General features: G+C 64.3%; 15 protein-coding genes. All 15 read right to left on the minus strand.

The genetic code is table 11. The annotated features are described in order from the left end of the window. Window positions 1–781: 50S ribosomal protein L2 (gene rplB / locus FB562_RS12290; protein WP_141881608.1), on the minus strand; the 781-nt coding region annotated here is incomplete at its 3' end. 18 nt (window positions 782–799) lie between these two features. Continuing rightward, a complete protein-coding gene (rplW, locus tag FB562_RS12295) occupies window positions 800–1,099 on the minus strand; it encodes a 50S ribosomal protein L23 (RefSeq protein ID WP_141880990.1) in 300 nt (99 codons plus the stop codon). Continuing rightward, window positions 1,096–1,764, minus strand: coding sequence for a 50S ribosomal protein L4 (gene rplD / locus FB562_RS12300; RefSeq protein WP_141880991.1), 669 nt, complete (start codon window positions 1,762–1,764; stop codon window positions 1,096–1,098). The genes rplW and rplD overlap by 4 nt, the downstream gene beginning before the upstream one ends. A gap of 4 nt (window positions 1,765–1,768) precedes the next feature. Continuing rightward, window positions 1,769–2,419 carry a 50S ribosomal protein L3 gene (gene rplC, locus FB562_RS12305; RefSeq protein ID WP_141880992.1) on the minus strand — a complete coding sequence of 217 codons (651 nt, stop codon included), beginning with the start codon at window positions 2,417–2,419 and terminating at the stop codon, window positions 1,769–1,771. Between the two features lie 28 nt (window positions 2,420–2,447). Continuing rightward, a complete protein-coding gene (gene rpsJ / locus FB562_RS12310) occupies window positions 2,448–2,756 on the minus strand; it encodes a 30S ribosomal protein S10 (RefSeq protein WP_021010896.1) in 309 nt (102 codons plus the stop codon). Between the two features lie 479 nt (window positions 2,757–3,235). Then, window positions 3,236–3,448, minus strand: a complete 213-nt coding sequence (locus FB562_RS12315) for an Rv0909 family putative TA system antitoxin (protein ID WP_141880993.1) — start codon at window positions 3,446–3,448, stop codon at window positions 3,236–3,238. 184 nt (window positions 3,449–3,632) lie between these two features. Continuing rightward, window positions 3,633–4,826 (minus strand): elongation factor Tu, encoded by a 1,194-nt coding sequence (gene tuf, locus FB562_RS12320; protein ID WP_141880994.1) that lies wholly within the window; start codon window positions 4,824–4,826, stop codon window positions 3,633–3,635. Window positions 4,827–4,943: 117 nt separating this feature from the next. Next, window positions 4,944–7,058 (minus strand): elongation factor G, encoded by a 2,115-nt coding sequence (gene fusA, locus FB562_RS12325; protein ID WP_141880995.1) that lies wholly within the window; start codon window positions 7,056–7,058, stop codon window positions 4,944–4,946. An 83-nt stretch (window positions 7,059–7,141) separates the two neighbouring features. Beyond that, window positions 7,142–7,612, minus strand: coding sequence for a 30S ribosomal protein S7 (rpsG, locus tag FB562_RS12330; RefSeq protein ID WP_141881609.1), 471 nt, complete (start codon window positions 7,610–7,612; stop codon window positions 7,142–7,144). Continuing rightward, the gene (gene rpsL, locus FB562_RS12335) at window positions 7,612–7,986 is read right to left on the minus strand and encodes a 30S ribosomal protein S12 (protein WP_027692591.1); all 375 of its coding nucleotides are present in this window, start codon (window positions 7,984–7,986) and stop codon (window positions 7,612–7,614) included. The genes rpsG and rpsL overlap by 1 nt, the downstream gene beginning before the upstream one ends. A 344-nt stretch (window positions 7,987–8,330) precedes the next feature. Further along, complete coding sequence (locus FB562_RS12340) at window positions 8,331–9,230, minus strand: hypothetical protein (protein WP_141881610.1); 900 nt, start codon at window positions 9,228–9,230, stop codon at window positions 8,331–8,333. 258 nt (window positions 9,231–9,488) lie between these two features. Then, window positions 9,489–10,181 carry a hypothetical protein gene (locus tag FB562_RS12345; RefSeq protein ID WP_141881611.1) on the minus strand — a complete coding sequence of 231 codons (693 nt, stop codon included), beginning with the start codon at window positions 10,179–10,181 and terminating at the stop codon, window positions 9,489–9,491. A 2-nt stretch (window positions 10,182–10,183) separates the two neighbouring features. Continuing rightward, the gene (locus FB562_RS12350; RefSeq protein WP_141881612.1) at window positions 10,184–10,891 is read right to left on the minus strand and encodes a hypothetical protein; all 708 of its coding nucleotides are present in this window, start codon (window positions 10,889–10,891) and stop codon (window positions 10,184–10,186) included. Further along, entirely contained in the window at window positions 10,891–11,931 is a 1,041-nt protein-coding gene (gene pilM / locus FB562_RS12355) for a type IV pilus assembly protein PilM (RefSeq protein ID WP_141881613.1), read from the minus strand. Before pilM ends, FB562_RS12350 begins: the two co-directional genes overlap by 1 nt. A 26-nt stretch (window positions 11,932–11,957) precedes the next feature. Further along, window positions 11,958–12,815 (minus strand): prepilin peptidase, encoded by an 858-nt coding sequence (locus FB562_RS12360; RefSeq protein ID WP_246081489.1) that lies wholly within the window; start codon window positions 12,813–12,815, stop codon window positions 11,958–11,960. Window positions 12,816–12,818 lie beyond the last annotated feature (3 nt).

The following is a 12,818-nucleotide window of genomic DNA, read 5'->3' on the forward strand; positions in this document are numbered from 1 at the left end:
TTGACTTGCGGGTGCGACCCTCGGACTGGCCCCACGGGCTGACGGGGTGACGACCACCGGACGTCTTGCCCTCACCACCACCGTGCGGGTGGTCGACCGGGTTCATGGCGACACCACGGACTGTCGGGCGAACGCCCTTCCAGCGCATACGGCCGGCCTTGCCCCAGTTGATGTTCGACTGCTCGGCGTTGCCGACCTCGCCGATCGTGGCGCGGCAGCGAGCATCCACGTTGCGGATCTCGCCGGACGGCATACGCAGCTGGGCGTAGGGGCCATCCTTCGCGACGAGACGCACCGAAGAACCAGCGGAGCGGGCGATCTTGGCGCCGCCGCCCGGCTTGAGCTCGATCGCGTGAATGACGGTACCGACCGGGATGTTGCGCAGCGGCAGGTTGTTGCCCGGCTTGATGTCCGCGCCAGCACCCGACTCGACGATGTCGCCCTGCTTGAGCTTCTCCGGCGCGATGATGTAACGCTTCGTGCCGTCAAGGTAGTGCAGCAGCGCGATACGGGCGGTGCGGTTGGGGTCGTACTCGATGTGAGCGACCTTGGCGTTGACGCCGTCCTTGTCATTGCGACGGAAGTCGATCACGCGGTACTGGCGCTTGTGGCCACCACCGATGTGACGCGTCGTGATGCGACCGGAGTTGTTGCGGCCACCCGTCTTGGGCAGGGGGCGCAGCAGCGACTTCTCGGGAGTCGACCGCGTGATCTCGGCGAAATCTGCCACCGAGGAACCGCGACGACCCGGGGTCGTGGGCTTGTACTTACGAATTGCCATGGGTTATTCCTCTGCTCCCTAGCCGACAGCCGTGAAGATGTCGATGGAACCGGCCTTGAGCGTCACGATGGCGCGCTTGGTGTTCTTGCGCTTACCAGTACCGAACTTGGTACGACGGGTCTTGCCCTGCTTGTTGAGAGTGTTGATCGACGCGACCTGCACGCTGAAGATCTTCTCAATGGCGAGCTTGATCTCGGTCTTGTTCGAACGGGGGTCCACCTCGAAGGTGTACTTGCCCTGATCGATCAGGCTGTAGCTCTTCTCGGAGACGACCGGGGCGATGATGACGTCGCGCGGGTCCTTGTACGTGGCGCTCATGCGGTCACCTTCGCTTCCTTGTCAGATGCTGCGCTCTCGCCCTTGGGGGCGACGAACGCGTCGAACGCACCCTTGGTGAAGACGAGGTCGTCGCTCACGACCACGTCGTAGGCGTTCAGCTGGTCGTGGGTGATCACGTGAATCGTGGAAAGGTTTCGCACGCTCTTGTAGCTCACCTCGTCGTCACGCTGGAGAACGATCAGGATGTTCTTGCTCTCGGCGATGTTGCCGAGCAGCTCGGCAACAGCCTTCGTTGAGGGCACATCTCCCAGGGAGAGCGACTCGACGACATGGATGCGTCCGCCGCGTGCCCGGTCGGAGAGCGTGCCGCGGAGAGCGGCAGCGATCATCTTCTTGGGGGTGCGCTGGGCGTAGTCGCGCGGCACGGGTCCGTGGACGATGCCACCACCCTTGTGCTGCGGCATACGGACCGAACCCTGACGGGCGCGGCCGGTGCCCTTCTGCTTGAACGGCTTGCGGCCCGAGCCTGAAACCTCGCCGCGACCCTTGGTCTTGTGCGTGCCCTGGCGAGCCGCGGCGCGCTGCGCCACGACAACCTGGTGGATCAGGGGGACGTTGGTCTGGACGTCGAAGATCTCGGCGGGAAGGTCGACCGAGCCGACCTTCTTGCCCTTGACGTCGACGACATCGATTGCGGTAGCCATGGAACTAGGCTCCCTTCACTGCGTTGCGAACGAACACGATGCGGCCACGAGCACCGGGAACCGCGCCCTTGACGAGCAGCAGACCCTTCTCGAGGTCGACAGCGTGGACCGTGAGGCCCTGGACGGTGACGCGGTCGCCACCCATACGACCGGCCATGCGCATGCCCTTGAAGACACGGCTGGGGGTCGACGAGGCGCCGATCGAACCCGGCTTGCGGTGGTTGCGGTGCGCACCGTGCGACGCCGAGACACCGGCGAAGTTGTGGCGCTTCATGACACCGGCGAAACCCTTGCCCTTGCTGGTGCCGACGACGTCGACCTTCTTGCCGGCCTCGAAGATGTCAACCGCGATCTCCTGGCCGAGCGAGTAGTCGCCGGCGTCGGAGGTGCGAACCTCGGTGAGGTGACGGCGCGGCGTGACGCCGGCCTTGTCGAAGTGACCGGTCGCAGGCTTGTTCGCCTTGCGCGGGTCGATCTGGCCGTAAGCGATCTGGACGGCACTGTAGCCGTCGACCTCAGGAGTACGAACCTGGGTGACGACGTTGGGGGTGATCTCGATGACGGTGACGGGGATCAGCTTGTTGTTGGCGTCCCAGACCTGAGTCATGCCGAGCTTCTTGCCCAGCAGACCCTTGCGAGTCGTAAGTTTAGACATGGGTTCCCTCAGAACTGTTCAGGCTCGACTAGAGCTTGATCTCGATGTTGACGTCGGCCGGCAGGTCGAGACGCATGAGCGAGTCGACAGCCTTCGGAGTCGGGTCAATGATGTCGATCAGGCGCTTGTGGGTGCGCTTCTCGAAGTGCTCGCGGCTGTCCTTGTACTTGTGAGGAGAGCGGATCACGACGACCACGTTCTTCTCCGTAGGAAGGGGCACCGGACCGACCACCGTCGCGCCCGCACGGGTCACCGTGTCGACGATCTTGCGCGCCGAGCTGTCGATGACCTCGTGGTCGTACGACTTAAGTCGAATGCGGATCTTCTGTCCCGCCATGTCTGACTCTCTCTCTTTAGTACCAAATGCGTTCTCACGCACACGCTGCGGAGCACTTCTGCTGTCGCACCACTGTTTTTATGTCAAACGCCAGGTCTTGTGACCCGACACCGTACCGACCCCCGCGCTCGGGCGCGTCACGCCCTTCCGAGGAAGAGCGGGCACACGTCTGACCGCGTTTTATCGAGTGTCGATTAAGCTTTGTCCTGCTACCCGCGGCCTAGACGCTCACCCGGGCCTGAACCCGAGCGTCAAATCTATGCACTGCCTGGCAGTGATTCCGGCCTCGGTCACGGGGACCAGGCGGAAATGTTGAACTAGACGAGTTTGCCACATTCCTGACGCTGCTGCAACCCGGGCGTGTCGCGCTCGGCGTGTCGCGCAAAAAGGGCGGTTCTGACGCGCTGTGCGCCCCCGTTTGGGGCGTGCGCGCCCGCCCGCTCGAGCAGGGGCGCGCACACGCGGAAAAAGCGGAGGGGCTAGTCGGTGCCGACGCGCTTGTCGGCCTCGGCGCGGGCGTCGCCCACCTGTCCGGCGAACTTGCCGCCCGTCACCTTGTTGACGACATCCTCCGCACCGTCGAGGACCTTGTCGCTGATGTCCTCAGCCTGCTCGCTCTTCAGCGCATCCTTCACCTTGTCGTCGGCGAGGAACTCCTGCGCCTTCTTGGTGATGTCATCGAATCCGGCCATTGTCGACTCCTTAGTCTGGGGAACCATCGGAAGCCCACCCTACGTCGCAGCCGATCGCTCCACCAGAGGTGGCCCCGAGCATCCGGGAACGACGAAGGGGCCGAGCCTTTCGGCTCGACCCCTTCGTGTTGGTGGGTTTGGTTTCGATACGCTCGCTACTCAACCCGCCAGGTTGTTGCTGTTACTACTTGAGAACCTTGACAACCTTGCCGGCGCCAACGGTGCGGCCACCCTCACGGATAGCGAAGCCGAGGCCCTCTTCCATGGCGATGGGCTGAATGAGCTCAACCGTCATCTCGGTGGTGTCACCAGGCATGACCATCTCGGTGCCCTCGGGCAGCGTGATGACGCCGGTGACGTCGGTGGTGCGGAAGTAGAACTGCGGGCGGTAGTTCGCGTAGAACGGGTTGTGGCGGCCACCCTCATCCTTGGAAAGGATGTAGGCGGTTCCCTCGAAGTTCGTGTGAGGGGTGACCGAACCCGGCTGTACGACGACCTGGCCGCGCTCGACATCCTCGCGCTTGGTGCCGCGGAGGAGCAGACCACAGTTCTCGCCGGCCCAAGCCTCGTCGAGCTGCTTGTGGAACATCTCGATACCCGTGACCGTGGTCTTCTGCGTCGGGCGGATGCCGACGATCTCGACCTCGGAGTTGATCTTCAGCGTGCCACGCTCGGCGCGGCCCGTGACGACGGTTCCACGACCGGTGATCGTGAAGACGTCCTCGACCGGCATGAGGAAGGGCTTGTCCTTGTCGCGCACGGGGTCGGGGATGTTGTCGTCAGCGGCCTGCATGAGGTCGAGAACCGACTGAACCCACTTCTCGTCGCCCTCGAGAGCCTTGAGGCCCGAGACGCGAACGACAGGCGCGTTGTCGCCGTCGAACTCCTGGCTGGAGAGCAACTCGCGAACCTCGAGCTCGACGAGCTCCAGGATCTCCTCGTCGTCGACCATGTCGGACTTGTTCAGCGCGACCATCAGGTAGGGGACACCAACCTGGCGGGCGAGCAGAACGTGCTCACGGGTCTGAGCCATCGGGCCGTCGGTCGCCGCAACCACGAGGATCGCGCCGTCCATCTGAGCAGCACCGGTGATCATGTTCTTGATGTAGTCGGCGTGACCAGGGGCGTCGACGTGAGCGTAGTGGCGCTTCGGCGTCTCGTACTCGACGTGAGAGATGTTGATCGTGATACCACGCTGGCGCTCTTCAGGCGCCGAGTCGATCGTCGCGAAGTCACGCTGCACGTTGGTGGCCGACGGGTACTTGTCCGCGAGCACCTTCGAGATGGCTGCGGTAAGCGTGGTCTTGCCGTGGTCAACGTGACCGATGGTTCCGATGTTTACGTGCGGCTTGGTCCGCTCGAACTTGGCCTTAGCCACTGGGTCCTCCTCAGGACTCTGGTGTAGGCATCCGAATCAGTGGATTCCGATCGGATGCGCTACGGGGTGGAGTGTGTATTTATGTTACTCGGGACGGGATGTCCCTGCGAATTCGGGCTAGTCGCCCTTGTTCTTCTGGACGATCTCGTCGGCAACAGCCTTCGGGACCTCCGCATAGCTGTCGAATGTCATCGAGTACACCGCACGGCCAGAGGTCTTGGACCTCAGGTCGCCAACATACCCGAACATTTCTGACAGCGGTACCTTCGCCGAGATGACCTTCACGCCCGTCGCGTCTTCCATGGCCTGGATCTGGCCACGACGGGAGTTGATGTCACCGATGACGTCACCCATGTATTCCTCAGGGGTGCGGACCTCGACGGCCATGAGCGGCTCCAGCAGCACGGGGTTCGCCTTGCGAGCGGCCTCCTTGTATGCCATGGATCCGGCGATCTTGAACGCCATCTCCGAGGAGTCGACGTCATGGTAGGCGCCGTCAAGCAGAATCGCCTTCACACCGACAGTCGGGAAGCCGGCGAGCACGCCCACCTGCATGGCCTCCTTGATTCCGGCGTTCACCGAAGGAATGTACTCGCGCGGGATGCGACCGCCCGAAACCTTGTCCTCGAACTCGTAGGACACCTCCGCGGTGACCTCCATCGGCTCGAGAGCGATCTGCACCTTGGCGAACTGACCGGATCCACCGGTCTGCTTCTTGTGGGTGTAGTCGTACTTCTCGACCACGCGACGGATCGTCTCGCGGTACGCAACCTGGGGCTTGCCCACGTTGGCCTCAACATGGAACTCGCGCTTCATGCGGTCAACGAGGATGTCGAGGTGAAGCTCACCCATTCCCTTGATGACGGTCTGGCCGGTGTCGATGTTCTGCTCGGTGCGGAACGTGGGATCCTCTTCGGCCAGCTTCTGGATGGCTGTTCCCAGCTTCTCCTGGTCGGCCTTGGTCTTCGGCTCGATGGCGACCTCGATGACCGGGTCGGGGAACGTCATCGACTCGAGAACAACCTGGTTGTTCGCGTCGCTGAGGGTGTCGCCCGTGGTGGTGTCCTTGAGGCCGATGACCGCGTAGATGTGCCCAGCGGTGACGCTGTCAACAGGGTTCTCCTTGTTGGCGTACATCTGGAACATCTTGCCGATGCGTTCCTTCTTGCCCTTGGTGGAGTTGATGATCGCTCCACCACTCTCAAGGAACCCCGAGTAGACGCGGATGAACGTGAGACGCCCGAAGAACGGGTGCACGGCAACCTTGAACGCGAGAGCCGCAAAGGGCTCCTTCGAGTCCGGCTTGCGCAGGATGACCTTCTCCTCGTCGCGCGGGTCGCGAGCCTCAGTGGCACCGACGTCGAGCGGGTTGGGGAGATAGTCGATGACTGCGTCGAGCATCGGCTGAACGCCGCGGTTCTTGAACGCCGAGCCACAGAGCACGGGGTAGATCTCGCTGGCCACGGTGAGCTTGCGAATGGCGCCCTTGATCTCGGCGACAGTCAGCTCTTCGCCACCGAAGTACTTCTCCATGAGCGCGTCGTCGGTCTCGGCGACGGTCTCGAGCAGAGCGGTGCGGTACTCCGCAGCCTTCTCCTTGAGATCCTCCGGGATCTCCTCGATGGCGTACTTGGCGCCCATCTCGACGTCACCCTTCGAGTCGCCACGCCACGTGAGCGCGCGCATCTCAACGAGGTCGACAACACCCTCGAAGCCGGACTCCTCACCGATGGGCAGCTGAAGAACCAGCGGCTTGGCGCCGAGGCGCTTCACGATGGTGTCGACCGTGAAGTAGAAGTCGGCGCCCATCTTGTCCATCTTGTTGACGAAGCAGATGCGCGGGACGTTGTACTTGTCGGCCTGACGCCAGACAGTCTCCGACTGGGGCTCAACGCCCTCCTTGCCGTCGAACACCGCAACGGCACCGTCGAGGACGCGGAGCGAACGCTCCACCTCAACGGTGAAGTCGACGTGGCCGGGGGTGTCGATGATGTTGATCTGGTTGTTGTTCCAGAAACACGTGACAGCAGCGGAGGTGATCGTGATGCCACGCTCCTGCTCCTGCTCCATCCAGTCAGTCGTCGAGGCACCATCGTGGGTCTCGCCGATCTTGCGGTTGACGCCCGTGTAGAACAGGATGCGCTCAGTCGTTGTGGTCTTGCCGGCATCGATGTGAGCCATGATGCCGATGTTGCGGACCTTGTTCAGGTCGGTGAGCACTTCCTGTGCCACGGTGGTCCTCCGAAAGTTGGGGATGAATGTGATGTCACAGTGCGGGCGGGCCGGTTAGGACCCGCCCGCACTGCAGGTGCCCACTACCAGCGGTAGTGAGCGAATGCCTTGTTGGCTTCGGCCATCTTGTGAGTGTCTTCACGACGCTTCACAGCGGCACCGAGACCGTTCGACGCGTCGAGGATCTCGTTGGTGAGACGCTCGGTCATCGTCTTCTCGCGACGGCCCTTGGCGTACGTGGTCAGCCAGCGCAGCGCGAGAGTGTTCGCACGGTGCGGCTTGACCTCGACGGGAACCTGGTAGGTGGAGCCACCGACGCGGCGACTCTTGACCTCAAGGGTGGGGCGCACGTTGTCGAGCGCCTTCTTGAGCGTGACAACAGCATCCGCACCGTTCTTGGCGGCGACAGCCTCGAGCGCGTCGTAGACGATGCGCTCTGCGAGGGCCTTCTTGCCGTCGAGCAGGATCTTGTTGACGAGCTGGCTGACGATGGGGGCGCCGTAGACCGGGTCGATCGCTACGGGGCGCTTAGGAGCTGGTCCCTTGCGAGGCATTACTTCTTCTCCATCTTCGCGCCGTAGCGGCTGCGAGCCTGCTTGCGGTTCTTGACGGCCTGTGTGTCGAGCGCGCCGCGAACGATCTTGTAGCGGACACCGGGGAGGTCCTTGACACGACCACCACGGACGAGCACCATCGAGTGCTCCTGGAGGTTGTGACCCTCACCCGGGATGTACGCGGTGACCTCGGTGCCGTTGGAGAGCTTGACACGGGCGACCTTGCGAAGAGCCGAGTTCGGCTTCTTCGGGGTGGTCGTGTAGACACGCGTGCACACGCCGCGCTGCTGGGGGTTGGCCTTAAGGGCGGGCGCCTTGGTCTTGACGACCTTGGGCGAGCGACCCTTGCGGACCAACTGCTGAATAGTTGGCACTGCTTACTCCTTGGATATCCTGCACGGTGACAGTTGTTGCATATGCATCGCATACCTCCCGAAGCCCGGGACGGCATCCGGATGCTGACCCAACGTTGCAGACAGGACTGGCCTGAATTCAGTGGTTGGGTATGCCGTGGGAGCCCGGCGGAACCTGGGATCACGAGGACCCTCAGTCACGCCCGAAACTCGATTCCGGTTGGTGTCAGATCTATTCGAACCCTGCCACCCGCATCCGTCGCCGAGGCGAAGGATTTTGGGCACGAGAGAGCGCACAGAAAAGCGCACACCGAATAAGGATAGTCGCGGGCGTGTCCGCGGTCAAATGTCTACCGGGAGCCGGATCAGTGGCGGGCGCGCGATTCCGCAAGCTCGCGGTCGTAGGCCTCACGCGCCTCGATGTTGCGCTGCTTCACGGTGCGGCCGCGGCGGGCGATCGCCGCGCCGAACCAGATCGAGACCTCGCGCGCGACAAGGGCGGCGATGATCAGCGGGGCACTCACGGCGAGACTGACGAAAGCCAGCGATGCCTCGCTGGGCGTCATCAGGATGACGCTGTTCATCAGCAGGATCACGCCGATCGAAGCGAAATAGGTGACGGCCGCCACGATCAGGCTGCCGAGCACCCAGGCCCACCATCCGGCGCGGTTCACCAGCAGCACCGCGAGTACGAACGCGACCAGGAAAGTGAGGGTCGGCACGATGAAACCGCTGCTGCCGAGGAAGTTGCCGAAGCGGTCTGCGACCGAATCGCCGCCATAGAAGGAGGCCATGACGATGAGAGTGACCAGCGCGAACGCGAGCGCAAAAACGAGCGTGCCGAGCAGAGCGAACAGCACACCGAAACCGCGGTTGCCCTTCTTGCGCGGCGGCGTGGGCGTCTGCACGTAGATCGTCTGGGGCGTCACCGCTGACGGGGCGGGCTCTGCCGGCGGGATGACATCCTGCGCAGAGGTCGGCTCCACCGCGACCGGCTCAGCGACGACCGGCTCGGCGACGACGGATGCCTCGGGCACGGCAGGCGGGGCGGGCGCAAAGGCCGGCCCCGCAGTGACGGCGGCAGGCTCCTCCGGCTCTACCAGCGGCGTCGGCTCGGCGGCCGCAGGCTCAGAAACGTCGGCGACGACCTCGTCGTACACCGGAGTCTCGGTGACCTCGCCCGTCGTGGCGGCGGAATCGACATCCGCCCGCTCAGGGGACACGGGGTTCTCGAGGTTCTCGTCGGACGGGGGAACGTTGCTCATGGGGACTCCTCAGGCGCCGGTGTATCCGAATGCTCGCAGCAACACTAGCAACCACGGGCACACGCACGCATCGGAGAAGTCGAACGGCAAGGTCTCGAGACTGGCGCCGTAGACGGCACCACCTCGACCTGCAGTGCATTCGGCAACAGGTGGCTTCGTCAGCAGGCGAGCCTTTCACCCGACACTTCGCGACTCATCGGACACCTGTGGGTGGGCATCCGTGTCGCGAAGTGTCGGGTGGGTGCCGAGTCGCGACCGTCAGGCCGCGGGAGCTGCCTCCGGGGTCGCCTCCGCAGCCGGAGCGACACCGGTCGAGTCGAGGAGCACGAAGAGCTGGCCGGTGAAGTTGGCGGAGACCGCCTCATCCGGGCCGCGCAGCCCTTCCTCGATGTTCAGCCCGCTCACCAGCACGAAACGCTCACCGGTCTGCAGCATCGAGAGCGCGTCCATCACGCCGGCGTAGCTGCCGGCGAGACCGAACTGCGCGTCGATGATGAGGAAGTTGTCGGCAGACACAGCGGCCAGCGCCTCAGCGAGCCCCGGGATCTGGTCGACCTCGGCCTCGGCCTCGGCGCCATCATCGATGACGACCGCCTCCGGCGTCTCATAGGCGGCGACGTTGGTGAGGGAGATGTCGGTGAAGCGCACACCCGTCGCAGCAGCGATGGCGTCGAGCTGCCGGTAGAAGACAGACGTCTCGGGTGTGCCGGGGATGGCGAGGCGCAGCTCCGCGAGCTCTGCCTCGAGAGTCGACAGATTGGCGTCGATCCCGATAAGACGGTCGAGTTCGGCCTGATGCGCGGCGTTCTGGCCTTCGACGGTTGCGCGCTCATTGTCTGCAGCCGCAACCTCAGCCAGCCGGGGGCCGATGCCGACGAACCAGGTTCCGGCGAGGAGCGCGAGGATGACGATGACCGTCAGCAGTGCCGCAAAGCGTGTGTTGCTCAGCATGATCAGTTACCGCCCTCTGTCGTCTCGGCGACTTCTGATTCCGCCGCAGCATCGGCATCCGGCGCCTTCTCGAACAGTCGCAGCGCGAGCGCCGTGTGGTCGACGTTGATCGTGGCCTGGATCTCGTAGGCGCCTTCGGCGTCCGAGATCGGCGTGATCCAGAATCCGACGATGCTCTCGATGCCTTCTAGGTTGTCCTGCCACTGCGCGACATCCGAGACCGAGGTGAATACGCCTGCCAGGACAATCTGCGTGACCTGGGCCTTGGCGAGCGGTCCATCCACTGCGGGCGGGCCCTGCGTTGTGGAGGTTCCGGCCACGTCGATCTGGGTGATCGATGCGCCTGCCGGGAGGGTCGCCTGCAGCTGGCCGAGGTACTCGCGCCACATGATCTCTGGCGCGGATGCGACGAGCTGGGCCAGTCGTGCCGTTTCGACCGTCGCGGCGACGGAACGCGCCTGGGAGTACTTGCCCTGCTCGGAGATGAGCGTGATGGTGCGGTCCTGCTCACTGCTGAGTCTGGCCTGGCTGGCGATGGCGATCGTGGTGACGCCCGCGTAGCCGAGGAGGCAGACCGCGGCGACCGCGATGACGAGCATGACGAGGCTGCGCAGCGTGCGCCTGGCCTGTTTCTTCTGCTTGATCTCGGGCGGAAGGAAGTCGATGCGCGGTTCGCCGCCGACGACGATCGCGTTGTCCTTGGCGCTCATCACTTGCCTCCCAGTGCGAGGCCGAGGGCCACCGACATGCCTTCAGAACCGATCGTGCTGGATGCCGCGGCGCGGCTCAGACGCAATCCGTTGAACGACTCGTTGGAGGCGACCGTGACCCGGGTGAGTTCGAACAGAGCCGCCGAGAGCCCGGGCAGGCGCGCCGCTCCCCCTGTGAGGATGATGCGACTGATGGGGTCATTCGGGTGCGAGTTGACGAAGTAGTTGAGCGTGTTGCGCAGACCGTTGAGCAGCTGACCCGTCGACTCGTAGATGACCTCGATCGCCGGGCGATGCTCGGGCGCGGCTCCCGCCGTGACGATGCCGAGCGCACGCTTGACCTGCTCTGCCGTCTCGCGCGTCATGTCGAGCCGCTGCACGAGGGCCATGGTGATCTCGTCACCGCCTGCCGGGATGATGCGCACGAACTGCGGCACACCGTTGGTGGCGATGACCACGTTGGTGGTCTGCGCGCCGATGTCGATGAGCGCCACCGTGCCGCGGGAGTTCTCACCGCGCACGTGCACCCGGGTGAGGGCGAAGGGGATCAGATCGACCTCGACGGGGTTGAGGCCCGCGAGCTGCACGGCGTTGACGTTCGCCATGACCGCCTCCTTGATGGCGGCGACGAGCAGGCCGTTGATGACCGGGCCGCTCTCGCCCGTTCCCTCGGAGATCGGGTAGAAGTCGAGCAGCGCATCGGCGACCGGCACGGGCAGCATGTCCTGCACCTGGAACGGCAACGTCTCACGGATGCGGGCGAGCGGCATGCGGGGCACCGTGAGGTCGCGGGCGAGCACTCGCTGGTTGCCCATGCCGAGTGCGACATCCTTGCTCTTGAAGCCGCCCTCGCTCCACAGACGCTTGAGGGTGCTGGCGACCGTGTGTACTTCGAGCACGTCGCCGCTGCGAGCAGCACCATCCAGGAGGGGCACCTCGTGGTACCGCTCGACCGTGGGCTTGGCGCCCGCGGCATCCGTCACTTCTACGGCACGAATCGAATCGTTGCCGATGTCTACGCCGACTATGCGTTTAGCCACGCTTCAGCTCTCCCCCGCCGTGCATGTCACACGACCAATCCAACGAATGACAGGTAACCCTGCCACAGCAACTCCCCCATGAAGATGCCCACCCAGGCGCCCAGAAGCATCCATGGCCCGAATGGAATCCCACTCTTGCGGTTCGCCCTGCGAAGCGCAAGAAGAACGGCCGAAAAGATTCCCCCGAGCACGAAGGCCGCAAAGGCGCCGACGAGCAGCGCACCCCAGCCTAGCCAACCCAGATAGATGCCGAGAACGCCGGCCAGCTTGACGTCGCCGAGGCCCATTCCGCCGGGCCAAGCGAGGGCCATCACGAGGTAGGCGACGAACATGGCGGCCATGGCGATGCCCGCACGGATGAGCGCATCCCAGTCGCCGGCCAGCACCGAGGATGCCGCGAGAAGCGCGCCGCCGATGATGTAACCGGGCAGCACGATCTTGTTCGGCAGCGTGTGGGTGTCGAGATCGATGAGGGCGAGCGCGACCGAGATCGCGGCCAGATAGAGGAACGCGGCAAGCCCGAGAAGGGTTGAGGCGAGAATGCCGGGTGCCATGACGAGAAGGCCCCCATCTGCAGCATCGCCGAGCAGCAGCCAGGCCGCGACCCCGGCGAAGAGCAGGCCCGTGGCCAGCTCGACGAGCGGGTAGCGCGGCGAGATGGGCTCGCCACAGTCACGGCAGCGACCGCGCAGAACAAGCCAGGAGACGACAGGGATGTTGTCCCACCAGCGGATCGGATGACCACACTTCGGGCAGGCGCTGCGCGGGTGGCTCAGCGACTCGCCCCGCGGCAGGCGCCACACGACGACGTTGAGGAACGAACCGATCAGCAGGCCGAGGATGCCGACGATGATGACGACGGGCAGGAACAGGGCATCAGTCACGAC

The sequence above is a fragment of the Homoserinimonas aerilata genome (genome assembly GCF_006716125.1).
Classification (GTDB): domain Bacteria; phylum Actinomycetota; class Actinomycetes; order Actinomycetales; family Microbacteriaceae; genus Homoserinimonas; species Homoserinimonas aerilata.

Excerpts from the sequence above, each read along its gene's own strand:
- rplW (WP_141880990.1), bottom strand. The coding sequence starts at position 1,099 with ATGAGCGCCACGTACAAGGACCCGCGCGACGTCATCATCGCCCCGGTC.
- rplD (WP_141880991.1), bottom strand. The coding sequence starts at position 1,764 with ATGGCTACCGCAATCGATGTCGTCGACGTCAAGGGCAAGAAGGTCGGC.
- rplC (WP_141880992.1), bottom strand. The coding sequence starts at position 2,419 with ATGTCTAAACTTACGACTCGCAAGGGTCTGCTGGGCAAGAAGCTCGGC.
- rpsJ (WP_021010896.1), bottom strand. The coding sequence starts at position 2,756 with ATGGCGGGACAGAAGATCCGCATTCGACTTAAGTCGTACGACCACGAG.
- FB562_RS12315 (WP_141880993.1), bottom strand. The coding sequence starts at position 3,448 with ATGGCCGGATTCGATGACATCACCAAGAAGGCGCAGGAGTTCCTCGCC.
- rpsG (WP_141881609.1), bottom strand. The coding sequence starts at position 7,612 with ATGCCTCGCAAGGGACCAGCTCCTAAGCGCCCCGTAGCGATCGACCCG.
- FB562_RS12340 (WP_141881610.1), bottom strand. The coding sequence starts at position 9,230 with ATGAGCAACGTTCCCCCGTCCGACGAGAACCTCGAGAACCCCGTGTCC.
- FB562_RS12345 (WP_141881611.1), bottom strand. The coding sequence starts at position 10,181 with ATGCTGAGCAACACACGCTTTGCGGCACTGCTGACGGTCATCGTCATC.
- FB562_RS12350 (WP_141881612.1), bottom strand. The coding sequence starts at position 10,891 with ATGAGCGCCAAGGACAACGCGATCGTCGTCGGCGGCGAACCGCGCATC.